Origin of the sequence: Actinomadura bangladeshensis (assembly GCF_004348335.1) — a bacterium.
Lineage (GTDB): Bacteria > Actinomycetota > Actinomycetes > Streptosporangiales > Streptosporangiaceae > Spirillospora > Spirillospora bangladeshensis.
In genome coordinates this window covers 1-21,233 of record NZ_SMJW01000141.1, presented here as the reverse complement: position 1 = coordinate 21,233, position 21,233 = coordinate 1, and the positions used below count along the sequence as shown (strand labels likewise).

Sequence of the window (21,233 nt, the reverse complement as noted above, 5' to 3'; positions counted from 1 at the left end):
CGGCGGCGCCCTCGTCCGCGCCGCCCGCGCAGACGACCCCCGGCGGGGACGACGGCGCCCCTGAGGCAGACCCCGAGGCCCCGGGGACGCAGCCGCCCGCACGGCAAGCCGACGTGCCCGCGGACGGCGAGCGTCCCGCCACCACCCAGCCGGAGGACCAGCCACCCGTGTCCGACCTCTCCACCACACCGTCCGGCCTGCCCGTCCGGGTGCCGCAGGCGAACCTCGCCGAGCCCCTGCGCGCCGATGAGCCCGTCGTCGCCGACGAGCCGGAGGAGCAGGAGGATCCGGGCCGCTCCCCCGCGGAGATCAAGCGGATCATGGGCTCCTACCAGCGCGGCACCCGGCGCGGCCGGTCCGACGCCGCCCGGTCCGACCCACCCCCCGCGCAGGAGGGCGGCGCGGCCGAAGAACCCGCGCCCGAAGGCGGTACGGCTCCCGGCAACAACGCAGCGGAAGGCGAGAAAGATCAGTGACACAGAAGACCGGTTCCTCCTCCGATCTGGGCTGGTTGCTGGACGACCTGGTCCACCGGCTGCCGCACACCCGCAACGCGGTGGTGCTGTCGGCCGACGGCCTGCTCATGGCGTCCTCGGAGGGCATGACGCAGGACGACGGTGAGCACCTCGCCGCCGTCGCCGCCGGCATCCAGAGTCTCGCCAAGGGTGCCGGGACCCGCTTCGGCGGCGGCCCCGTCCGGCAGACGATCGTCGAGATGGCCTCGGCGTTCCTGCTGGTCACGGTCGCCGGGAAGGGCGCCTGCCTGGCCGTCCTCGCCGAGGAGGACGCCGACGTCGGCCTGATCGCCTACGAGATGGCGATGCTCGTCACCGCCATGGGCCACCACCTGACCTCGCCCGCGCGCACGGAGTCCGCCGGGGAGGGACGGCCGGCATGATGCCCCCCGAGGATCCCTCGCCGCCGGAACCGTGGGCGGACGATCCGGCGCCGCGGCCGGCACCCGACCGGTACCTCGACGACCAGGCCGGTCCGATGGTGCGGCCGTACGTGATGACCAGCGGCCGCATCGAGCCGACCCGCGGCAAGTTCGACCTGATCACCCTGGTGGTGGCGGTCGGACCGGAGCCGGAGGGCGCGATCGGCCTCGGTCCCGAGCACCTCGCCATCATCCGGCTCTGCCAGAGCGTCATGTCGGTCGCCGAGCTCACCGGCCACCTCGACCTGCCGGTCGCGACCGTGCGGGTGATGCTCGGCGACCTGCTCGACAAGGGGTTCGTCTCCATGCAGGAACCCGAACCGGAGGCGGACATGCACGACATCAGGCTCTACAAGGCGGTGATCGATGGTCTCCGGGCCCTCTAGGGGCGTGCGCGCCCGCCGGCTCCCCACCGCGGTCAAGATCGTGATCGCGGGCGGCTTCGGGGTCGGCAAGACCACGATGGTGGGCACGGTCTCCGAGACCAAGCCGCTGCGCACCGAGGAGATCCTCACCGACCAGGGCGTCGGCGTGGACGACGTCTCCGGCGTGGAGCGCAAGAACACCACCACGGTCGCGATGGACTTCGGCCGCATCACGATGCGGAACGAGTACGTCCTCTACCTGTTCGGCACCCCGGGCCAGGAGCGCTTCTGGTTCATGTGGGACGAGGTCGCGCTCGGCGCGCTCGGCGCCGTCGTCCTCGCCGACACCCGCCGCCTGTCCGACTGCTTCCCGTCGGTGGACTACTTCGAGCGCCGCGGCACCCCGTTCATCGTCGCCGTCAACTGCTTCGAGGGCGCCAAGCGCTACGACCTCGAAGAGATCCAGATGGCCCTCAACCTGGGCCCCAAGGTCCCGGTCATGCTGTGCGACGCCCGCAGCCTCGACTCCTGCAAGGAGGTCCTCATCGACCTCGTCCTGCACGCGATGAAGTACCGCGGCCTGACCGAACCCGAACCCCAGAACGCCTGAAGACCAGAAGCGGGGCCGTTCGCGCCACCGGCGCGAACGGCCCGAGCCGTCAACCCGTGCGGGAGACGACGTAGTCGCAGAGGTTGGTGAAGGCGTCGCGGGCGGGGATGTCGGGGAGGGTGAGGAGTTCGGCGCGGGCGTCCTCGGCCCACTGCCGGAGGTCGGCGCGGGCGCGGTCCATGGCCGGGTGGGCGCGCAGGAGGGCGAGGGCCTCGGCGTGGAGGGCGTCGTCGGTGAGGTCCTGGACGAGGAGCTCGCGAAGGCGGGCGTCGTCCGGACCGGAGCCGGCGCCGCCGAGGACGAGGTGCATCGGAAGGGTGCGGATGCCCTCGCGCAGGTCGGTGCCGGGGGTCTTGCCCGACTCCTCGGTCTCAGAGTCGATGTCGAGGATGTCGTCGGACAGCTGGAACGCGATGCCGATCTTCTCGCAGGCGGAGGTGACCGTGTCGACGACGTGCGCGGGGGCGCCGGACAGCAGCGCACCGAACTGGCCGGAGACGGCAATCAGCGACGCCGTCTTGTCGGCGACGACCTGCAGGTAGTGCTTGAGGGGGTCGGCGCCCGTACCGGGGCCGACGGTCTCCTGGATCTGGCCGCGGACGAGCCGGGCGAACGCGCGGGCCTGAATCCGGACGGCCTCCGGGCCGAGGTCGGCGAGCAGGTCGGACGCGCGGGCGAACAGGTAGTCGCCGGTGAGGATCGCGACGGTGTTCGTCCAGCGGGAGTTCGCCGACTCCTGCCCGCGCCGTACGGTCGCCTCGTCCATCACGTCGTCGTGGTAGAGGGTGCCGAGGTGGGTCAGCTCGACGACGACGGCGGCGGGGACCACGCCGGGCGCGGCGGGGTCGCCGAAGTGGGAGGCCAGCAGCACCAGCATCGGCCGGAACCGCTTGCCGCCCGCCTCGACGAGGTGCCTGGACGCCTCGGTGAGCAGCGGGTCCTCACCGCGCACGCAGTCGAGCAGGAGGGTCTCGACATCGGCCAGGCGCGCGTTGGCACTGGACGCGAGCGCGGCGTCGATGGGAAGCCCGAACGGGCCGGCCACGGTACCGGCCGGCCCGCCGGACTTCTCAGCGGATGGGTTGCTCACCCAAGACTCCCTAACGGACGAACATGTGGGTCGTGGCCTGGCCCGCGAGGTCCAGGACCGGCTGCGGGATCACGCCGAGTACCACAGTAGCCGTCACGCCGAGGGCGACGGCGACCGCGGTCGCCGGCCCGGCCACCACGACCGGGCCGTCCGCGTCCGGCTCGCTGAAGAACATGACGACGATCACACGGACGTAGAAGAACGCGGCGACGGCGGACGCGATGACCGCGACGATGACCAGCGGCGTCGCGCCCTCCTCGACGGCCGCCTTGAACAGCGCGAACTTCCCGGTGAACCCGCTGGTGAGCGGGATCCCCGCGAACGTCAGCAGGAAGAACGCCATCACGCCGGCGACGACCGGGGACCGCTTGCCGAGCCCGGCCCACCTCGACAGGTGCCCGGCCTCCCCGCCCGCGTCCCGCACCATCGTGACGACGGCGAACGCGCCGACCGAGGCGAACCCGTAGGCGAGCAGGTAGAACAGGCTGCTCGACAGGCCGTTCGGGGAGGTGGCGATCACGCCCATGAGCAGGAAGCCCGCGTGCGCGATCGAAGAGTAGGCCAGCAGCCGCTTGATGTCGGTCTGCGTGATCGCGATGAGCGACCCGGCGACCATCGTGATGATCGCCACACCCCACATGACGGGCCGCCAGTCCCAGCGGAGCGTCTCGAACGCGACGTAGTAGACGCGCAGGATCCCGCCGAACGCGGCGACGACCGTGCCGGACGCCATCAGCGCGGTGATCGGGGTCGGGGCGCCCTGGTAGACGTCCGGCTTCCACATGTGGAAGGGGACGCCGCCGAGCTTGAACAGCAGCCCGACCGACAGCAGCGCGACGCCCGCGAGCAGCAGGGTCTCGCTGCCGGCGTCCTTGCCGATCTGCGCGGAGATGTCCGACAGCCGGACCGACCCGGCGTACCCGTACAGCAGCGCCGCCCCGTACAGGAAGAACGCCGACGAGAACGCGCCGAGCAGGAAGTACTTGACCGCCGCCTCCTGCGAGAGCAGGCGCCGCCGGCGGGCGAGCCCGCACAGCAGGTACAGCGGCAGCGACATGACCTCCAGCGCCACGAACAGCGTGAGCAGGTCGTTGGCCGCCGGGAACATGATCATGCCGCCGACGGCGAACATCATCAGCGGGTACACCTCGGTCTGGGTGACCCCGGCCTGGGCGGTGCGCTGCTCGGCCTCGCTGCCGGGCAGCGCGGACGCCTGCGCGGCGAAGTGCCCGCCGACGGAGCCGCCCTCGCCCCGCTCGGCGATCAGCAGCAGGCTGACGAGCCCCAGCAGCAGGATCGTGCCCTGGATGAACAGCGTGGGCCCGTCCACGCCCAGCGCGCCCTCGGCGGCGACGTGGTGCGGGTTGTCCTTCCACCCCAGCACGGCCGTCCACGCGAACGCGCCGGCGAGGCCGAGGAACGCGAGCGGCACCTGCACGTAGTAGCGCGCGCGGCGGCCGACGAACGCCTCGACGAGAACGCCGGCGACGGCGATGCCGAGGACCAGGAGCAGGGGCATGATCTGCCCGTACTCGATGTGCGGCGCGGGGATGTCACCCCCCTGCGCGAGGACCGCGCTCACCTGGTGAGAGGTGCTCATGGACGGGCTCCGTTCTCGGCGACGTTACCGGTGATGTCCGGCGCCGGGTCGTGCTGGTCGACCCGGGCCAGCGTGTGGTTCACCGACGGGTTGATCACGTGCAGCACCGGCTGGGGGAAGAAGCCCATCGCCACGATGATCGCGATGATCGGGGCGATGACCCACTTCTCCCGGGCGGACAGGTCCTTCATGCCCTCGACCGCGGGGACCGTGGGGCCGCCCATGGTCCGCTGGTACATCCACAGGATGTAGATGGCGGCGAGCACGATGGCGATGATGGAGGCGACGGCGGCCCACTCGTAGCGGCTGAACGTGCCGACCACGACGAGGAACTCCGAGATGAACGGCGCCAGGCCGGGCAGCGACAGGCTCGACAGGCCGGCGATGAGGAACATCCCGGCCAGGACGGGCGCCACCTTCTGCATCCCGCCGAAGTCGGAGATCCGCGCCGACCGCCGCCGGACGATCATGAACCCGACGATCAGGAACAGCGCGCCGGTGGAGAACCCGTGGTTCACCATGTACAGCATCGCGCCCGACTGGGCCTGCGACGTCATCGCGAAGATGCCGAGCACGATGAACCCGAAGTGGGAGATCGACACGTAGGCGATCAGCCGCTTCATGTCGACCTGCCCGATCGCGAGGATCGCGCCGTAGATGATGCTGACGACCGCGAACGCGAGCACGACCGGCGTCGCCCACTTGGACGCGCCCGGGAACAGCTCCAGGCAGAACCGGATCATCCCGTAGGTGCCGACCTTGTCCAGGACGCCGACGATCAGCACCAGCGCGCCCGCCGGGGACTGCTGCGCCGCGTCCGGCAGCCAGGTGTGCACCGGGAACATCGGCGCCTTGATCGCGAACGCGATGAAGAAGCCGAGGAACAGCCACTTCGCCGTCGTCGGGTCGACGTTCATCTTCGACAGCTCGTCGAACATGAACGTGCCGTGCCCGAGGCCGCCGTCCGCGACGGACTTGGCCGACAGCGGGTACAGCCAGATCACCGCGACCAGCATCAGCAGCCCGCCGAACAGCGAGTACAGCAGGAACTTCACCGCGGCGTAGGAGCGCTGCGCGCCGCCGTAGGACCCGATGATGAAGTACACCGGGATCAGCAGCGCCTCGAAGAAGACGTAGAAGAGGAACACGTCGGTCGCCGCGAAGACGCCGATCATGGTCGACTCCAGCGTCAGCAGCAGCGCGAAGTAGGTCTTCACCGACCGCTTCGGCGGGACGTCCGACCCGCCGGACCGGTCGGCCTCGTTCCAGGAGGCCAGGATGACCAGCGGGACGAGGATGACCGACATGAGGATCAGCGTCAGCGCGACACCGTCGACGCCGAGCGCCCAGTGGACCCCGAACTCCTTGATCCACCAGTACTTCTCGTCGAACTGGAAGCGCGCCCCGCCCGCGTCGAAGCCCGCCGCCATGGCGCCGGTGAGCGCCAGGACGACGAGGGAGACGCCGAGCGCGAACTGCTTGACCAGCGTCTCCCGCTCGCGCGGGATGGCGACGAGCAGCAGCGCGCCCACCAGTGGCAGTCCGATGAGGACGCTCAGCCAGGGAAAGTCGCTCATGAAACGTTCACCACCAGGAGCGCCGCGACCACCAGGGCCGCGCCGCCCAGCATCGAGAGTGCGTAGGAACGGGCGAAGCCGGTCTGGACCCGCCGGAGCCGGCCCGAACTGCCGCCGAGGCCGGCGGCGGTGCCGTTGACGAGGCCGTCGACGCCGCGCCCGTCGAACCAGACCGCGAGCCGGGTCAGCCACTGCCCGGGACGCATGAGGAGCGACTCGTTGAGCGCGTCGCCGTACAGGTCCCGGCGGGCCGCGACGGTGACGAACGAGCCCTTGGGCGCCTCGCGCGGCACCTTGCGGGCGCCGTACTGCCGCCACGCGATCGCCGCGCCGATGACCATCAGCACGAGGGTGGCGATGCCGGGCGCGGTGACCGGGGTGAACTCGTGCGGGTGCTCGGGCTTGCCGACGACCGGCTCCAGGAAGCCGGCGAACCCGCCGAGGATCAGCAGCCCGCCGGCGGCGACGGAGCCGACCGCGAGCAGCATCAGCGGGATCGTCATGACCTTCGGCGACTCGTGCGGGTGGACGTCGTCCTCCCAGCGCTTCTCGCCGAAGAACGTCATGAACATCACGCGCGACATGTAGTAGGCGGTGATGGCGGCGCCGACCACCGCGCAGGTGCCGAGGACGGCCCCGGACGTCCCGCCCTTGTCGAACGCCGTCTCGATGATGGCGTCCTTGGTGAAGTAGCCGGACAGACCGGGGAACCCGATGATGGCGAGGTATCCGAGCCCGAACGTCGCGTAGGTGAAGATCATCACCCCGCGCAGCGCGCCGTAGTGGCGCATGTTCACGTCGTCCTTCATGCCGTGCATGACGGAGCCGGCGCCGAGGAACAGGCCCGCCTTGAAGAAGCCGTGCGCGATGAGGTGCGCGATGGCGAACACGTACCCGGCCTTGCCGAGCCCGGCGGCCAGCGTCATGTAGCCGATCTGCGACATCGTCGACCCGGCGAGGGCCTTCTTGATGTCGTCCTTGGCGCAACCGATGATCGCACCGGCGAGCAGCGTCGCCGCGCCGACGATCGTCACGACCAGCTGCGCGGTCTCCGACATCTCGAAGATCGGCCCGGACCGGACGATCAGGTACACGCCCGCGGTCACCATCGTCGCCGCGTGGATGAGGGCCGACACGGGGGTCGGGCCCTCCATCGCGTCCAGCAGCCAGGACTGCAGCGGCAGCTGCGCCGACTTGCCGCACGCGCCGAGCAGCAGGAGCAGCCCGATCGCGGTCGCGGTCCCGGTGCCGAGCTGGGACGCCAGGCCCGCGTGCTCGCCGCCGAGGATCGGCCCGTAGTCGATCGTGCCGAACGTGGCGAACATCAGCGCGATCGCGATGATGATCCCCATGTCGCCGACGCGGTTGACGACGAACGCCTTCTTCGCCGCGGTCGCCGCGGTCGGCTTGTGCTGCCAGAACCCGATCAGCAGGTAGGACGCGAGACCCACGCCCTCCCAGCCGACGAACATGACCAGGTAGTTGTCGCCGAGCACCAGCAGCAGCATCGCCGCGACGAACAGGTTCAGGTAGGCGAAGAACTTGCGGCGCTCGGGGTCCTCGGCCATGTAGCCGATGGAGTAGATGTGGATGAGCGAGCCGACCCCGGTGATCAGCAGGACGAAGCTGATGGACAGCGGGTCCACCAGCAGGTTCATGCCGACCTTGAACGAGCCGACGTCGATGAAGTCCCACAGGTGCAGGGTCCGGCTGCGCGCCGCGGCGTCGTAGCCGAGCATCTGCACGAGCATCGCGGCGCCCACGCCGAACGACGCGACCGCGGTCGCGGTGCCGAGCAGGTGCCCCCACCTGTCGGTGCGCCTCCCCCCGAGGAGGAGGATCGCGGCGCCCGCGAGCGGGAGCGCGATGAGAAGCCAGGACGCGGCCTGGATGCCTTCCGCTTGCATTCCCGACCTCTCAGTACTTCAGCAGGTTCGCGTCGTCGACCGACGAGGACCTGCGGGTCCGGAAGATGGTCATGATGATCGCCAGGCCCACCACGACCTCCGCGGCGGCCACGACCATCACGAAGAACGCGATGATCTGACCGTCCAGGTTGCCGTGCATGCGGGAGAACGAGACGAACGCCAGGTTCGTCGCGTTCAGCATGAGCTCGATGCACATGAACACCACGATCGCGTTGCGGCGCACGAGGACGCCGAGCGCTCCGATGGTGAACAGGATCGCCGAGAGCGCCAGGTAGTGCCCCGGACTCATTGACCAGCCTCGCCTTCACTCGCGCCGCCGCCGGTGGCCGCCGTCCCCGACTTCACCGAGCGCGACTCGGCGTCGGCCTCCTCGGCCTCGTCGGTGGCCGCCTTGACCGCGGCCACGTCCCGGTTCATGGCGTCCTCCTGGTTACCGCCGTACAGGTCGGTGTGCCGCTCGGCGGTGTCGGTGCGGGCCGCGATGACCGGGTTGACCGACAGCTCGGACGGCGTGCCGTCCGGCAGCAGCGCCGGCATGTCGACGGCGTTGTGCCGGGCGTAGGTGCCGGGGCCCGGCAGCGGGCCCGGGTGGTCGCCCCTCAGGAAGCGGCCCTTGGACAGGTCCTTCTGCGTCGGCTTCGGCTCGGTGCGCTCCCGGTGCGCCAGCACCATCGCGCCCAGCGCCGCGGTGATCAGCAGGGCGCTGGTCGCCTCGAACGCGAACACGTACTTGGAGAACAGCAGCCGGGCCAGGCCGACCACGTTGCCCTCGGCGTTGGCCTGGGCCAGGCCCGCCGAGCCGCCGAGCGAGGCGTTGCCGAGGCCCGCGGTCAGCAGGGCGATGAACCCGATCGCGGCGATCACGCCCCAGAAGCGCTGCCCCCGGATCGTCTCCACCAGCGAGTCGGTGGAGCTGACCCCGACGAGCATCAGCACGAACAGGAACAGCATCAGTACCGCACCGGTGTAAACGATCACCTGCACGAACGCCAGGAACGGCGCGTTCTGGATCGCGTACAGCGCGGCGAGGCTGAGCATCACCGTCGCCAGCAGCAGCGCCGAGTGCACCGCCTTCCGCACGAAGACCATGCCGAGCGCGCCGAGCACCGACACCACGGCGAGCAGCCAGAAGAAGAACGGCTCGCCGGACTGCTTGTCGGCGACCTCGGCCGCGAGGACAGCCGTGCTCATTGCCCCTCACCGCCCTTCTCCTCGGACTGGAGGCCGAGGCGGTAGTAGTCCTCCTCGGTGTCGCCGAGCCGCATCTCGTGCGGCGGCGCCTCCATGCCCTCGCGCAGCGGCGCGAGCAGCATTTCCTTGGTGTAGATCAGGCTCTCGCGGCTGTCGTCGGCGAGCTCGTACTCGTTCGTCATCGTGAGCGCCCGGGTGGGGCACGCCTCGATGCACAGCCCGCACAGGATGCAGCGCAAGTAGTTGATCTGGTAGGTGCGGCCGTACCGCTCGCCGGGCGAGTACCGCTCGTCCTCGGTGTTGTCGGCGCCCTCGACGAAGATGGCGTCCGCCGGGCAGGCCCACGCGCACAGCTCGCAGCCGATGCACTTCTCCAGGCCGTCCGGCCACCGGTTGAGCTGGTGCCGCCCGTGGAAGCGCGGGGCGGTCGGCTTCTTCACCTCCGGGTACTGGACGGTCTCGCTCTTGGTGAACATCTGGTGGAACGAGACCCCGAACCCCTTGACCGGGTTCAGGAAGTCCGTGAAGCCCACGGCCATGCCTCCTTTCGAGGGCGGTTTCGACGATTCGGCGTCACCGTGTCACAGTGCGCCACTACAGTGCGTAGCAGCACGTGGCGTGAGGACTGAACGCACCCGGCTCGCCGGGGAACGGTTCTGCAGTCTGCAGTAAGCGCCACGGCGTCGACCGGAGCCGACTCCGGTCGTGGGGCGGCGCCAACCTCCCTTATGCGCCCGATACGCCATTGCCAGTGGCGGGCAGGAGCTGCGAGCTCGGGCTCAGGCCCGGACAGTTGGCTGAGTCCCACTGGTGGCCTCCTTCCGAGAGGTCGGCACCTTCTGGGAGGCCGGAGCTCCGTGGTAGTGCGGGGCGTCCAGTGGGGGTACGGGGAACCCGCCAGCGTCGGCGGGTTCCTGCGTGCCCCGGCCCGCGCCGGGGACGATCTCCTTGCCGTCCTCGCCGCCCCGGACCATCTCCCAGACCACCGTCGCCACCAGCACCACCGCGGCGACCACCGCGGTGACGATGACGATCTGCTGCATGTCGTAGCCCTCGTTGCGGAAGGCGCGGATGGCCGCGACCAGCAGGATCCAGCCGAGCGAGACCGGGATCAGCACCTTCCAGCCGAGCCTCATCAGCTGGTCGTAGCGCACCCGCGGCAGGGTGCCGCGCAGCCAGATGAAGAAGAAGATGAACAGGAAGATCTTGATCAGGAACCACAGCACCGGCCACCAGCCGGAGTTGGCGCCGGCCCAGACCGTGGAGATCGGCGCGGGTGCGCGCCAGCCGCCGAGGAACAGGGTGGTGGCGAGCGCCGCCAGCGTCGTGAGGTTGATGTACTCGGCGAGGAAGAACATCGCGAACTTCAGCGACGAGTACTCGGTGTGGAAGCCGCCGACGATCTCGCCCTCGCCCTCGGGCAGGTCGAACGGGATGCGGTTCGACTCGCCCATCATCGTGATCACGTACACGATGAAGGACGGCGCGAGCAGCACCACGAACCAGGTGTCGTGCTGCTCGGCGACGATCTCCGAGGTGGACATCGAGCCGGCGAACATGAACACCGCGACGAACGACAGCCCCATCGCGATCTCGTAGGAGATCATCTGCGCGGACGAGCGGAGCCCGCCGAGCAGCGAGTACGGCGACATCGACGACCAGCCGGCCAGCACCACGCCGTAGATGCCCATCGACGACATCGCCAGCACCAGCAGCACCGCGACCGGCAGGTCGGTGCCCTGCAGCGCCGTCTGGTGCCCGAAGACCGACACCGTCGGCCCGAACGGGATGACGATGAACGAGATGAACGCCGGCACCGCCGCCATCACCGGCGCCAGGATGAACACGACCTTGTCCACCTGGCGGGGGACGATGTCCTCCTTCAGCGCCAGCTTGATGCCGTCGGCGAGGCCCTGCAGCAGGCCGAAGGGCCCGGCGCGGTTCGGGCCGACGCGCAGCTGCATCCGGCCGATGACGCGCCGCTCGATCCACATCGTCAGCAGCACGGTCACGACGAGGAACGCGAAGATGACGAGGACCTTGCCCCCGATCAGCCACCACGGGTCCTTGCCGAAGTCCTGCAGTGCCGGGTCGGCCGCCGGTGCCGCGGCGAGCGGGCTCATTTGCCACCTCCAGCGTGCTGCGCGGTGCTCGCGAGCACCCCGCCAGCGATCTTGACGATGCCGCCGGCGGCCGCGCCCAGATCCCGGTGGAGGGCGCAGCCGGCCGAGTTCGTCGGCAGCCACACCACCCGGTCGGGCAGGTCCGCGGTGATCTCCAGCGGAAGCGTGACCTCGCCGCGGGCCGCCGACACGGTGACCGCGCCGGTGGCGCCGATCTCCGCGGCCGTCGCGGGCGACAGCCGGGCGACCGCGGGCTTGGCGGTGCCCGCGAGGAACGGCTCCCCGTCCTGCAGCCGGCCCCGGTCCAGCAGCAGCCGCCACGTCGCGAGCAGCGCCTCGCCCTGCTCGGGGTGCGGCGGCAGCTCCTGCGCGGTGTTCGGCGCCTCCGGGCGCTCGCCGCGGTAGGCGCCGAGCTCGGCCAGCTCGCGGCGGGCCGCCTCCGGGCCGGGCAGACCCAGGTGGACGTCCATCTCGTCGGCCAGCGCGGCCAGCACCCGCAGGTCCGGCATGGTCCCGGCCGATTTCAGCACGGTGTCGAACGGGCGGCCGCGGCCCTCCCAGTCGACGAACGTCCCGGACTTCTCCGCGACCGCCGCGACCGGGAACACGACGTCGGCGCGGTCGGTGACCGCGGACGGGCGCTGCTCCAGGCTCACCACGAACGGGGTGGCGTCGAGGGCCCGCAGCATCGCCTCGGGGTCGGGCAGGTCGTCGGGGTCGACGCCGCCGACGAGCAGCGCGCCCCGGCGGCCCTCCGCCGCCGCCGCGATGATGCCGGCGGTGTCCTCGCCGGGCACCGCGGGCAGTTCCGCGACGCCCCAGGCGCGGGCGACCTCGGCGCGGGCGGCGGGGTCGGTGACCGGGCGCCCGATCGGCAGCAGCCCGGGCAGCGCCCCGGCCTCGATCGCGCCGCGTTCCCCGGCCCGGCGCGGCACCCACGCCAGCTTCGCGCCGGTGACCTGCGCCAGCCGGACCGCCGCGGTCAGCGCGCCCGGGCTGGTGGCGAGCCGCTCACCGGCCAGGATGACGGCGCCGGGCGTCTCCAGCAGCGTCCGGACGTCGGAGCGGGACTCGTCCCCGATGAGGGAGCCGAGCGTCTCGGCCTCCGCACCGGGCGCGGTCGGCAGCAGCGTGCCGCCGACCTTGGTCAGCCCGCGGGTCGCGAACGGGGCGGCGGCGTACACCTTCAGCCGGTTCTTGCGGTACGCCTTGCGCAGCCGCAGGAACACGATCGGCGACTCCTCCTCCGGCTCGAAGCCGGCGAGGACGACGACGGGCGCCTTCTCCAGGTCGGCGTAGGAGACCTCGATGGAGCGTCCCGCGACCGACGAGGCGAGGAACCGCGACTCCTCGTCCGACAGCGGCCGGGCCCGGAAGTCGACGTCGTTGGTGCCGAGCGCGATCCGGGCGAACTTGGCGTAGGCGTAGGCGTCCTCGAGCGTGACGCGGCCGCCGGTGAGCACGCCGGCCGAGCCGCGCGCCCCCGCGAGGCCGCGCGCCGCGATGGTGAGCGCCTCGGGCCAGGACGCCGGCTCCAGCTCCCCGTCCTCGCCCCGGACGAGCGGGGTGGTCAGCCGCTCGGGCTGCGTGGCGTAGGTGAACGCCCAGCGGCCCTTGTCGCAGTTCCACTCCTCGTTCACCTGCGGCTCGTCGCCGGCCAGCCGGCGGGTGACCTTGCCGCGCCGGTGGTCGGTGCGCAGCCCGCAGCCGGACGCGCAGTGCTCGCAGACGCTCGGCTGCGACACGAGGTCGAACGGCCGGGACCGGAACCGGTAGGCGGTGCCGGTGAGCGCTCCCACCGGGCAGATCTGCACGGTGTTGCCGGAGAAGTAGGAGTGGAACGGGTTGCCGTCGGCGGTCCCGACCTCCTCCTTCGCGCCGCGGGCGAACAGGTCGATGAACGGGTCGCCGGCGATCTGCTCGGAGAACCGCGTGCACCGGGTGCACTGGATGCACCGCTCGCGGTCGAGCAGCACCTGGCTGGACAGCGGCAGCGGCTTCGGCCACGTCCGCTTGGTCCCGGTGAACCGCGTCTCGCCGCGCCCGTTGGACATCGCCTGGTTCTGCAGCGGGCACTCGCCGCCCTTGTCGCAGACCGGGCAGTCCAGCGGGTGGTTGATGAGCAGGAACTCCATGATGCCGTGCTGGGCCTTGTCGGCCACCGGCGAGGTGAGCTGGGTCTTGACGACCATGCCCGGCATCACCGCGGTCGTGCAGGACGCCTGCGGCTTCGGCATGCCGCGGCCGTTGCCGGCGTCCGGGATCTCCACCAGGCACTGCCGGCACGCGCCGATCGGGTCGAGCAGCGGGTGCTCGCAGAACCGGGGGATCTGGATGCCGAGCAACTCGGCGGCCCGGATGATCAGCGTGCCCTTCGGCACCTCGATCTCGAAGCCGTCGATGGTGCAGGAGACCATCTCGACCTTCTCCACCGCCGACTTGTCGTCGGTGACGGTCACTTGGCACCTCCCCAGAGGGTGGACTTGGCCGGGTCGAACGGGCAGCCGCCCTGCTCGAAGTGCTGGAGGTACTCGTCCCGGAACAGCTTGATGGACGACACGACCGGGCTGGTGGCGCCGTCGCCGAGGGCGCAGAACGCGCGGCCGAGGATGTTGTCGGAGATGTCCAGCAGGGTCTCCAGATCCTCCTCGGTGCCCTCGCCGGCCTCCAGCCGCTTGAACATCTGCTTGTACCAGTAGGTGCCCTCGCGGCACGGCGTGCACTTGCCGCACGACTCGTGCGCGTAGAACTCCGACCAGCGCTGGACGGCCCGCACGACGCAGGTCGTCTCGTCGAAGATCTGCAGCGCCCGGGTGCCGAGCATGGACCCGGCGGCGCCGACGGACTCGAAGTCCAGCGGGACGTCCAGGTGCTCGTCGGTGAAGATCGGCGTGGACGACCCGCCGGGCGTCCAGAACTTCAGCCGGTGCCCCTCCCGGATGCCGCCCGCCATGTCGAGCAGCTCCCGCAGCGTGATGCCGAGCGGCGCCTCGTACTGGCCGGGCCGCGTGACGTGCCCGGACAGCGAGAAGATCCCGAAGCCCTGCGACTTCTCGGTGCCCATCGCGGCGAACCACTCGGGCCCGTTCCCGACGATCGAGGGAACCGAGGCGATCGACTCGACGTTGTTGATGACAGTCGGGCCGCCGTACAGGCCCGCGACGGCCGGGAAGGGGGGCTTCAGCCTGGGTTGGCCGCGGAACCCCTCCAGGGAGTCCAGCAGCGCCGTCTCCTCGCCGCAGATGTAGGCGCCGGCGCCGCAGTGCACGACCACGTCCAGGTCGTAGCCGGAGCCGAGGATGTCCTTGCCGATGTAGCCGGCCTCGTACGCCTCGGCGACCGCCTGCTGCAGGCGGCGGATCACGTGCAGGACCTCGCCGCGCACGTAGATGAACGCCTGGTTCGACTTGATGGCGTAGGAGCTGATGATGACGCCCTCGACGAGGACGTGCGGGTTCGCCATCAGCAGCGGGATGTCCTTGCACGTGCCCGGCTCGGACTCGTCGGCGTTGACGACGAGGTAGCGCGGGTTCGGGCTGGACGGCGGCAGGAAGCCCCACTTCATGCCGGTGGGGAATCCGGCGCCGCCGCGTCCGCGGAGGCCGGAGTCCTTGACGGCCTGGACGATCGCGTCCGGCTCCATCGACAGCGCCTTGCGCAGCGCCTTGTAGCCGCCGGTGCGCTCGTAGCCCGCGCGGGTGAAGGAGTCGGCCTGGTCCCAGTTCCCGGTGAGGACGGGGGTCAGCGTGGTCACTTGTTCCGCCCTTCCTGGGTGCCGGGCTTGGCCTCGCCGGGGACCGGCTTGCCCGGCTCGTGCGGCGGCTCGGCGATCTGCTCCGGCTTGACCGGCTCGTCCGGCCGCTCGCGGTCGACGTCGGCGGACGGTGCCGTCCAGCCGCGCTCGTGCGCGAGCTTCAGGCCGACCAGCGACTCCGGCCCGGCCTGGACGCCCTCGCCGGCGAGCCCGTCGGGGAACCCGGCGAGCACGCGGGAGGCCTCCTTCCAGGTGGCCAGGCGGTTCGGCCCGCGGGAGGGGAGCACGTCCTTGCCGACGCGCAGGTCGTCGACGAGCTGCTTGGCCTTCTCGGGAGTCATGTTGTCGAAGAACTCCCAGTTGACCATCACCACGGGGGCGAAGTCGCAGGCCGCGTTGCACTCGACCCGCTCCAGGCTGACCTTGCCGTCCGGCATGGTCTCGTCGTGGCCGACCCCGCAGTGCTCGCTCAGCTCGTCCCAGATCTGGTCGCCGCCCATGATCGCGCACAGCGTGTTGGTGCAGACGCCGACGTGGTACTCGCCGACCGGCTCGCGCTTGTACTGCGTGTAGAACGTGACGACGCCCATGACCTGCGCGGGCGTGATGCCGAGCAGCTCGGCGCAGAACTCCACGCCGTCCTGGGTGACGTGCCCCTCGACCGACTGAACCAGGTGCAGCATCGGCAGGAGCGCCGACCGCGGCCGCGGGTACCGGCCGATGATCTCCTTGGCGTCCCGCTCCAGCCGCTCTCGTACGTCGGGTTCGTATGTCATCGGTCCACTCCCCCCATGACCGGATCGATGCTGGCCACGGCGGCGATGATGTCGGCGACCATGCCGCCCTCGCTCATCGCCGGGGTGGCCTGCAGGTTGACGAAGGACGGCTCGCGGAAGTGCACCCGGTACGGGCGGGTTCCGCCGTCGCTGACCACGTGGGCGCCGAGTTCGCCGCGCGGCGACTCGATCGGCACGTACGCCTGCCCCGCCGGCACCCGGAAGCCCTCCGTCACCAGCTTGAAGTGGTGGATCAGCGCCTCCATCGAGGTGCCCATGATGTGCGCGATGTGGCGGGGCGAGTTGCCCATGCCGTCCGCGCCGATGGCGAGCTGGGCGGGCCAGCCGATCTTCTTGTCCTCGATCATGACCGGGCCCTTGACCGTCTGCAGCCGGTCCAGGCACTGCTCGACGATCTTGAGCGACTCCTCCATCTCGTCCATCCGGACGAGGTAGCGGCCGTACACGTCGCAGGTGTCCTGCGTGTGGACCTCGAAGTCGTAGGTCTCGTAGCCGCAGTAGGGCTGCGACTTGCGCAGGTCCCACGGCAGGCCGGTCGAGCGGAGCACCGGGCCGGTGATGCCGAGCGCCATGCAGCCGGTCAGGTCCAGGTACGCGATGTTCTGCGTGCGGGCCTTGAAGACCGGGTTGTCGTCCAGCAGCTTGCGCAGCGCCTGGATCCGCTTCGGCATCCGGTCCAGGTAGTCGCGGATCTTGCTGGTGGCGCCGCTCGGCAGGTCCTGCGCGACCCCGCCCGGGCGGATGTAGGCGTGGTTCATCCGCAGGCCGGTGATCTCCTCGAACAGGTCGAGGGTGTACTCGCGCTCGATGAACCCGTTCAGCATCACGGTCGTCGCGCCGAGCTCAAGCCCGAACGTGGCGATCGCGACCAGGTGCGAGGAGATCCGGTTCAGCTCCATCATCATCACGCGGATGATCTGGGCGCGCTCCGGGACCTTGTCCTCGATGCCGAGCAGCCGCTCCACGCTCAGGCAGTACGCCGTCTCGTTGAACAGCGGGGCCAGGTAGTCCATCCGGGTGCAGAACGTGGTGCCCTGCGTCCAGGTGCGGAACTCCATGTTCTTCTCGATGCCGGTGTGCAGGTAGCCGATGGCCACCCGGGCCTCGTTCACCGTCTCACCGTCGAGCGTGAGGATCAGCCGGAGCACGCCGTGCGTGGACGGGTGCTGCGGGCCCATGTTGATGACGAGCCGCTCGTCGCCGAGGTCCTCGGCGGCGGAGACGACCTTGTCCCAGTCCTGCCCGTTGACGTCGAAGACCTTGCCCTCGGCCGCCTCTTCGGCGGCGTACGCGTCGTACTCGGTGTACTTCGTCGAACTCATACGTACGACCGCCTTTCGTCCGGCGGCGGAATCTCCGCTCCTCGGTACTCGACGGGGATGCCGCCGAGCGGGTAGTCCTTGCGCTGCGGGTGCCCCACCCAGTCGTCGGGCATCTCGATGCGGGTCAGCGCGGGGTGGCCGTCGAAGACGATCCCGAAGAAGTCGTAGGTCTCGCGCTCGTGCCAGTCGGCCGTCGGGTAGACGGGGACCAGCGACGGGACGTGCGGGTCGGCGTCGGGGCAGCCCGCCTCCAGCCGGACCCGCCGGTTGTGCGTGATCGACAGCAGGTGCACGACGGCGTGCAGCTCGGCGCCCTCGTCCTTCGGGTAGTGGACGCCGGACACGCCCGAGCACAGCTCGAAGCGCAGCGACGGCTCGTCCCGCATGGTCTTGGCGACCTCGCGCAGGTGCTCGCGCTTGACGTGGAACGTCAGCTCGCCGCGGTGCACGACGACGCGCTCGATGGCGTCCCCGAAGTCGGGGTAAGCCCTTTCCAGCTCGTCGGCGATCTCGTCGAACTCGCCCGGCTCGGCGGCGCCGCCGGGCCCGCCGTACGGGCGCGGCGCCGACACCTTCGGGCTCTGCCGGACGACGAGCCCGCCGTACCCGGAGGTGTCGCCGGTCGTCTTCGCGCCGAACATGCCCTTGCGGACGACCGGCTGCTCGCGGCGCTCCTCCTCGGTGTGCGCGGGCAGCTGGTCGGCGGCCTGCTCGGCCTGCTGCTCGGGGTGCTCAGAACTCACGTCACGCCCCCTGTCCGAGCAGCGGCAGCTGGCGGCGCTTGGCCTCTTCCAGCTCGGCGATCTGCTTCTGCCGCTGCGGCCCGAGCTTGGTGTTCTGGATCTTGTCGTGCAGCTTCAGGATCGCGTCCAGCAGCATCTCCGGCCGCGGCGGGCAGCCGGGCAGGTAGATGTCGACCGGGACGATGTGGTCCACGCCCTGCACGATCGCGTAGTTGTTGAACATGCCGCCGGACGAGGCGCACACGCCCATCGCGATGACCCACTTGGGCTCGGTCATCTGGTCGTAGATCTGCCGCAGCACCGGCGCCATCTTCTGGCTCACCCGGCCCGCGACGATCATCAGGTCGGCCTGCCGCGGCGTCGCCGAGGCGCGCTCCATCCCCCACCGGGAGAAGTCGTGCCGGGGGTCGCCCGCCGCCATCATCTCGATCGCGCAGCAGGCGAGGCCGAACGTCGCCGGCCATACCGAGCTCTTGCGCGCCCAACCCGCGACCTGCTCGACCGTGGTCAGCAGGAATCCGCTGGGGAGTTTCTCCTCTAGGCCCATGTCAGTCCCACTCCAGACCGCCGCGCCGCCAGATGTAGGCGTATGCGACGAGCACGGTGACGATGAAAAGAACCATCTCGACAAGGCCGAAGAGCCCCATCCGGTCGAAAGCGACCGCCCAGGGATAAAGGAAGATGATCTCAATGTCGAAGACGATGAAGAGCATCGCCGTCAGGTAGTACTTGATCGGGAAACGACCGCCGCCGACGGGCTGGGGCGTCGGCTCGATGCCGCACTCGTAGGCGTCCAGCCGGGCGCGGTTCCAGCGCTTCGGTCCGGTGAACGCGGCCATCAGCACCGAGCCGCCGGCGAAGGCGAAGGCGAGGACCCCAAGCACGATGATCGGAATATAGAGATCCATATCTCTACGACCTCTCCTCGGGACGTACGACGTTGTACGGGACGGGCCGGCCGCGACCCGCCACCCTAACCAAGGTGATCAATAGCGCTCCCCTCAGGGGGTCGGGTAATGCACTGTAGTCCGCTCACCTGCGGAAGCTTGAATTCGATCAACCGTGTCATCCGCTCGCTCATGCCGACGGCGCCACCTTCTGCATGGCGTTGATGACGCGGTCCATCGCGTCCCCGCCCTTGGGGTCGGTCAAGTTGGCCAGGAGCTTGAGCGTGAAGCGCATCAGCGTCGGGTGCGGGAGGCCGTGCGATGTGAGGAACTTCATGACGCGCGGGTCGCCGATCGCCTGCACGAAGACGCGGGCGAGGGTGAAGTAGCCGCCGTGCTCGTCCTTCAGGATGCGCGGGTACTCGTACAGCGTCCGCTCGCGCTGCGCCGGGGTGCGGCGGGCGAGCGCCTGCACCATGATGTCGGCGGCCAGCCGGCCGGACTCCAGCGCGTAGTCGATGCCCTCGCCGTTGAACGGGTTGATCATGCCGCCGGCGTCGCCGACGAGCAGCATGCCGCGGGTGTAGTGCGGCTGCCGGTTGAAGCCCATCGGCAGCGCCGCGCCGCGGATCTTGGAGGTGGCGTGCTCCTCGTCGAACTGCCAGTCCTCGGGCATCTGCGCGCACCAGCGCTTCAGCATGCCGCGGTAGTCGACGCTCTGGAACGCCTTGCTGGTGTTGAGGAGGCCGAGCCCGACGTTGGACGTCCCGTCGCCGACGCCGAACACCCAGCCGTAGCCGGGCAGGAGGCGCTCGCCGTCCCACAGTTCGAGCCACGCCTCCATGTAGTCGTCGTCGTGGCGCGGCGTCTGGAAGTAGCGGCGGACGGCGACGCCCATCGGACGGTCCTCGCGGCGCCGGAGCCCCATGGCGAGCGACAGCCGGGTGGAGTTGCCGTCGGCGGCGACCACGAGCGGGGCGCGGAACTCCAGTTCCTCACCGTCGAGGACGGCGGTGACGCCGATGACGCGGTCGGTGCGCTCGTCCAGGATGGGGCCGGTCACGTTGCAGCCCTGCAGCAGCTGCGCGCCGGCCTTCGCCGCGTGCTCGGCGAGGAGCTGGTCGAGGTCGGTGCGCTTGCGGACGAGCCCGAAGTCGGGGAACGACGCGAGCTCGGGCCAGGGCAGCTCGACCTTGACACCGCCGCCGTAGATGCGCAGCCCCTTGTTGCGCCCCCAGCCCGGGTCGTTGATGTCGACGCCCATGCCGATGAGCGCGCGGACGGCGCGCGGGGTGAGCCCGTCGCCGCAGATCTTGTCCCGCGGGAAGGTGGCCTTCTCCAGCAGGAACACGTCCAGACCCGCCTGGGCGAGCCAATAGGCGGTCGACGATCCGGCGGGGCCTGCCCCGACGACGATCACGTCCGCGTGTCGGGTGGAGTCGGTCACGGCGTTCCTCTTCAGCTCGTTCGCTTGTGAAGCACTTCACAAGGATCCGACAGGGGAGTCTATTCCTTTATCACGACTGGTGGGTACTTCTGGGCCGGTCTGAGTTTGGACCGGTCCGAGGCCCACCGGCCGCGGCGGTCAGCCCGGGTTGACGGCGTGGTGCAGTGCGGCCACCCCGAAGGTGAGGTCGCGCCACCGCACCGCGTCCCAGCCGGCGTCCTGGATGAGCCGCGCCAGCGCCGCCTGGTCGGGCCAGGCGAGCGTCGACTCGGCGAGGTAGCGGTAGGAGTCGGGATTGGAGCTGACCCGCGCCAGCAGCGGCAGCCCGTACTTCAGGTGCGCCTTGTGGCCGAGCGCGAGCAGCGCGTTCGGCGGATGGCTCACCTCGCAGACCAGCAGCCGCCCGCCGGGCCTGGCGACCCGGCGCAGCTCGCGCAGCGCCTTCCCGGTGTCGGCGACGTTGCGCAGCCCGAAGGAGATCGTGACGGCGTCGAACGAGCCGTCCGCGAACGGGAGCGCCAGCGCGTCCCCCGCCACGAAGCTCAGCCGCCGCACGTCCGCCTGCCGGCGCACCCCCACCCGCAGCATCCCGAGCGAGAAGTCGCACGCCACCGTGTCGGCGCCCGCCTCCGCGAACGGCACCGAGGACGTGCCCGTCCCCGCCGCGAGGTCGAGGATCCGCTCACCGGGCCGCGCCCCCAGCGCCCGCACGACCTCCCGCCGCCACCTGCGGTCCTGCCCGCCGGTCATCAGCGTGTTCAGCAGGTCGTACCGCTCCGCGGTGCCGTCGAACATCGCCGCGACGTCGGCGGGCTGCTTGTCAAGAGAGGCGCGGGTCATGCCCCCACCCTAGAGACTGCCC

The 21,233-nt window shown here is 70.5% G+C and carries 20 protein-coding genes and 1 pseudogene; 4 read left to right on the top strand and 17 right to left on the bottom strand.

Annotated elements, in window-relative coordinates; translation table 11 throughout:
- The 4 genes and pseudogenes from E1284_RS42600 to E1284_RS24865 all read left to right on the top strand — a co-directional run.
- A pseudogene (locus E1284_RS42600) lies at window positions 1–476 on the top strand (hypothetical protein); the annotation flags it as partial.
- Window positions 473–898, top strand: a complete 426-nt coding sequence (locus E1284_RS24875; RefSeq protein ID WP_131942549.1) for a roadblock/LC7 domain-containing protein — start codon at window positions 473–475, stop codon at window positions 896–898. The pseudogene E1284_RS42600 and the gene E1284_RS24875, both read left to right, overlap by 4 nt.
- Complete coding sequence (locus E1284_RS24870) at window positions 895–1,323, top strand: DUF742 domain-containing protein (protein WP_131942548.1); 429 nt, start codon at window positions 895–897, stop codon at window positions 1,321–1,323. Before E1284_RS24875 ends, E1284_RS24870 begins: the two co-directional genes overlap by 4 nt.
- A complete protein-coding gene (locus tag E1284_RS24865) occupies window positions 1,304–1,912 on the top strand; it encodes a GTP-binding protein (protein WP_131942547.1) in 609 nt (202 codons plus the stop codon). The genes E1284_RS24870 and E1284_RS24865 overlap by 20 nt, the downstream gene beginning before the upstream one ends.
- 49 nt (window positions 1,913–1,961) lie before the next feature.
- On the opposite strand, the gene E1284_RS24860 is transcribed toward E1284_RS24865, so the two are convergent.
- The 17 genes from E1284_RS24860 to E1284_RS24780 form a co-directional block, all read right to left on the bottom strand.
- The gene (locus E1284_RS24860) at window positions 1,962–3,002 is read right to left on the bottom strand and encodes a polyprenyl synthetase family protein (protein ID WP_131942546.1); all 1,041 of its coding nucleotides are present in this window, start codon (window positions 3,000–3,002) and stop codon (window positions 1,962–1,964) included.
- Window positions 3,003–3,012: 10 nt separating this feature from the next.
- Window positions 3,013–4,602 (bottom strand): NADH-quinone oxidoreductase subunit NuoN, encoded by a 1,590-nt coding sequence (nuoN, locus tag E1284_RS24855; protein ID WP_131942545.1) that lies wholly within the window; start codon window positions 4,600–4,602, stop codon window positions 3,013–3,015.
- Window positions 4,599–6,179, bottom strand: coding sequence for an NADH-quinone oxidoreductase subunit M (locus E1284_RS24850; protein ID WP_131942544.1), 1,581 nt, complete (start codon window positions 6,177–6,179; stop codon window positions 4,599–4,601). Before E1284_RS24850 ends, nuoN begins: the two co-directional genes overlap by 4 nt.
- Window positions 6,176–8,086 carry an NADH-quinone oxidoreductase subunit L gene (gene nuoL, locus E1284_RS24845; RefSeq protein WP_207923936.1) on the bottom strand — a complete coding sequence of 637 codons (1,911 nt, stop codon included), beginning with the start codon at window positions 8,084–8,086 and terminating at the stop codon, window positions 6,176–6,178. The genes E1284_RS24850 and nuoL overlap by 4 nt, the downstream gene beginning before the upstream one ends.
- Before the next feature lie 10 nt (window positions 8,087–8,096).
- Window positions 8,097–8,396, bottom strand: a complete 300-nt coding sequence (nuoK, locus tag E1284_RS24840) for an NADH-quinone oxidoreductase subunit NuoK (RefSeq protein WP_089324562.1) — start codon at window positions 8,394–8,396, stop codon at window positions 8,097–8,099.
- The gene (locus E1284_RS24835; protein WP_131942543.1) at window positions 8,393–9,298 is read right to left on the bottom strand and encodes an NADH-quinone oxidoreductase subunit J; all 906 of its coding nucleotides are present in this window, start codon (window positions 9,296–9,298) and stop codon (window positions 8,393–8,395) included. Before E1284_RS24835 ends, nuoK begins: the two co-directional genes overlap by 4 nt.
- Window positions 9,295–9,837, bottom strand: a complete 543-nt coding sequence (nuoI, locus tag E1284_RS24830) for an NADH-quinone oxidoreductase subunit NuoI (protein ID WP_131942542.1) — start codon at window positions 9,835–9,837, stop codon at window positions 9,295–9,297. The genes E1284_RS24835 and nuoI overlap by 4 nt, the downstream gene beginning before the upstream one ends.
- 240 nt (window positions 9,838–10,077) lie before the next feature.
- A complete protein-coding gene (gene nuoH / locus E1284_RS24825; RefSeq protein ID WP_131942541.1) occupies window positions 10,078–11,421 on the bottom strand; it encodes an NADH-quinone oxidoreductase subunit NuoH in 1,344 nt (447 codons plus the stop codon).
- Window positions 11,418–13,880 (bottom strand): NADH-quinone oxidoreductase subunit G, encoded by a 2,463-nt coding sequence (locus tag E1284_RS24820; protein WP_131942540.1) that lies wholly within the window; start codon window positions 13,878–13,880, stop codon window positions 11,418–11,420. Before E1284_RS24820 ends, nuoH begins: the two co-directional genes overlap by 4 nt.
- Window positions 13,877–15,175, bottom strand: coding sequence for an NADH-quinone oxidoreductase subunit NuoF (gene nuoF, locus E1284_RS24815; protein WP_131942539.1), 1,299 nt, complete (start codon window positions 15,173–15,175; stop codon window positions 13,877–13,879). Before nuoF ends, E1284_RS24820 begins: the two co-directional genes overlap by 4 nt.
- The gene (gene nuoE, locus E1284_RS24810) at window positions 15,172–15,951 is read right to left on the bottom strand and encodes an NADH-quinone oxidoreductase subunit NuoE (RefSeq protein WP_131942538.1); all 780 of its coding nucleotides are present in this window, start codon (window positions 15,949–15,951) and stop codon (window positions 15,172–15,174) included. The genes nuoF and nuoE overlap by 4 nt, the downstream gene beginning before the upstream one ends.
- Window positions 15,948–17,294 (bottom strand): NADH-quinone oxidoreductase subunit D, encoded by a 1,347-nt coding sequence (locus E1284_RS24805; RefSeq protein WP_131942537.1) that lies wholly within the window; start codon window positions 17,292–17,294, stop codon window positions 15,948–15,950. Before E1284_RS24805 ends, nuoE begins: the two co-directional genes overlap by 4 nt.
- Window positions 17,291–18,037 carry an NADH-quinone oxidoreductase subunit C gene (locus E1284_RS24800; RefSeq protein WP_131942536.1) on the bottom strand — a complete coding sequence of 249 codons (747 nt, stop codon included), beginning with the start codon at window positions 18,035–18,037 and terminating at the stop codon, window positions 17,291–17,293. The genes E1284_RS24805 and E1284_RS24800 overlap by 4 nt, the downstream gene beginning before the upstream one ends.
- 1 nt (window position 18,038) lies before the next feature.
- Complete coding sequence (locus E1284_RS24795) at window positions 18,039–18,584, bottom strand: NuoB/complex I 20 kDa subunit family protein (protein ID WP_131942535.1); 546 nt, start codon at window positions 18,582–18,584, stop codon at window positions 18,039–18,041.
- Between the two features lies 1 nt (window position 18,585).
- Entirely contained in the window at window positions 18,586–18,945 is a 360-nt protein-coding gene (locus E1284_RS24790) for an NADH-quinone oxidoreductase subunit A (protein ID WP_067629213.1), read from the bottom strand.
- A 169-nt stretch (window positions 18,946–19,114) separates the two neighbouring features.
- Window positions 19,115–20,371 (bottom strand): geranylgeranyl reductase family protein, encoded by a 1,257-nt coding sequence (locus tag E1284_RS24785; RefSeq protein WP_131942534.1) that lies wholly within the window; start codon window positions 20,369–20,371, stop codon window positions 19,115–19,117.
- Window positions 20,372–20,509: 138 nt separating this feature from the next.
- Window positions 20,510–21,211: a demethylmenaquinone methyltransferase gene (locus E1284_RS24780; protein ID WP_131942533.1), complete on the bottom strand. Its 702-nt coding sequence runs from the start codon at window positions 21,209–21,211 to the stop codon at window positions 20,510–20,512.
- Between the last annotated feature and the right edge of the window lie 22 nt (window positions 21,212–21,233).

What these genes read in the sequence shown, in the direction of transcription:
- E1284_RS24870 (WP_131942548.1), top strand. Translation starts at nt 895, where the DNA reads ATGATGCCCCCCGAGGATCCCTCGCCGCCGGAACCGTGGGCGGACGAT.
- E1284_RS24865 (WP_131942547.1), top strand. Translation starts at nt 1,304, where the DNA reads ATGGTCTCCGGGCCCTCTAGGGGCGTGCGCGCCCGCCGGCTCCCCACC.
- nuoN (WP_131942545.1), bottom strand. Translation starts at nt 4,602, where the DNA reads ATGAGCACCTCTCACCAGGTGAGCGCGGTCCTCGCGCAGGGGGGTGAC.
- E1284_RS24850 (WP_131942544.1), bottom strand. Translation starts at nt 6,179, where the DNA reads ATGAGCGACTTTCCCTGGCTGAGCGTCCTCATCGGACTGCCACTGGTG.
- nuoL (WP_207923936.1), bottom strand. Translation starts at nt 8,086, where the DNA reads ATGCAAGCGGAAGGCATCCAGGCCGCGTCCTGGCTTCTCATCGCGCTC.
- nuoK (WP_089324562.1), bottom strand. Translation starts at nt 8,396, where the DNA reads ATGAGTCCGGGGCACTACCTGGCGCTCTCGGCGATCCTGTTCACCATC.
- E1284_RS24835 (WP_131942543.1), bottom strand. Translation starts at nt 9,298, where the DNA reads ATGAGCACGGCTGTCCTCGCGGCCGAGGTCGCCGACAAGCAGTCCGGC.
- nuoI (WP_131942542.1), bottom strand. Translation starts at nt 9,837, where the DNA reads ATGGCCGTGGGCTTCACGGACTTCCTGAACCCGGTCAAGGGGTTCGGG.
- nuoH (WP_131942541.1), bottom strand. Translation starts at nt 11,421, where the DNA reads ATGAGCCCGCTCGCCGCGGCACCGGCGGCCGACCCGGCACTGCAGGAC.
- nuoE (WP_131942538.1), bottom strand. Translation starts at nt 15,951, where the DNA reads ATGACATACGAACCCGACGTACGAGAGCGGCTGGAGCGGGACGCCAAG.
- E1284_RS24805 (WP_131942537.1), bottom strand. Translation starts at nt 17,294, where the DNA reads ATGAGTTCGACGAAGTACACCGAGTACGACGCGTACGCCGCCGAAGAG.
- E1284_RS24795 (WP_131942535.1), bottom strand. Translation starts at nt 18,584, where the DNA reads ATGGGCCTAGAGGAGAAACTCCCCAGCGGATTCCTGCTGACCACGGTC.
- E1284_RS24790 (WP_067629213.1), bottom strand. Translation starts at nt 18,945, where the DNA reads ATGGATCTCTATATTCCGATCATCGTGCTTGGGGTCCTCGCCTTCGCC.
- E1284_RS24780 (WP_131942533.1), bottom strand. Translation starts at nt 21,211, where the DNA reads ATGACCCGCGCCTCTCTTGACAAGCAGCCCGCCGACGTCGCGGCGATG.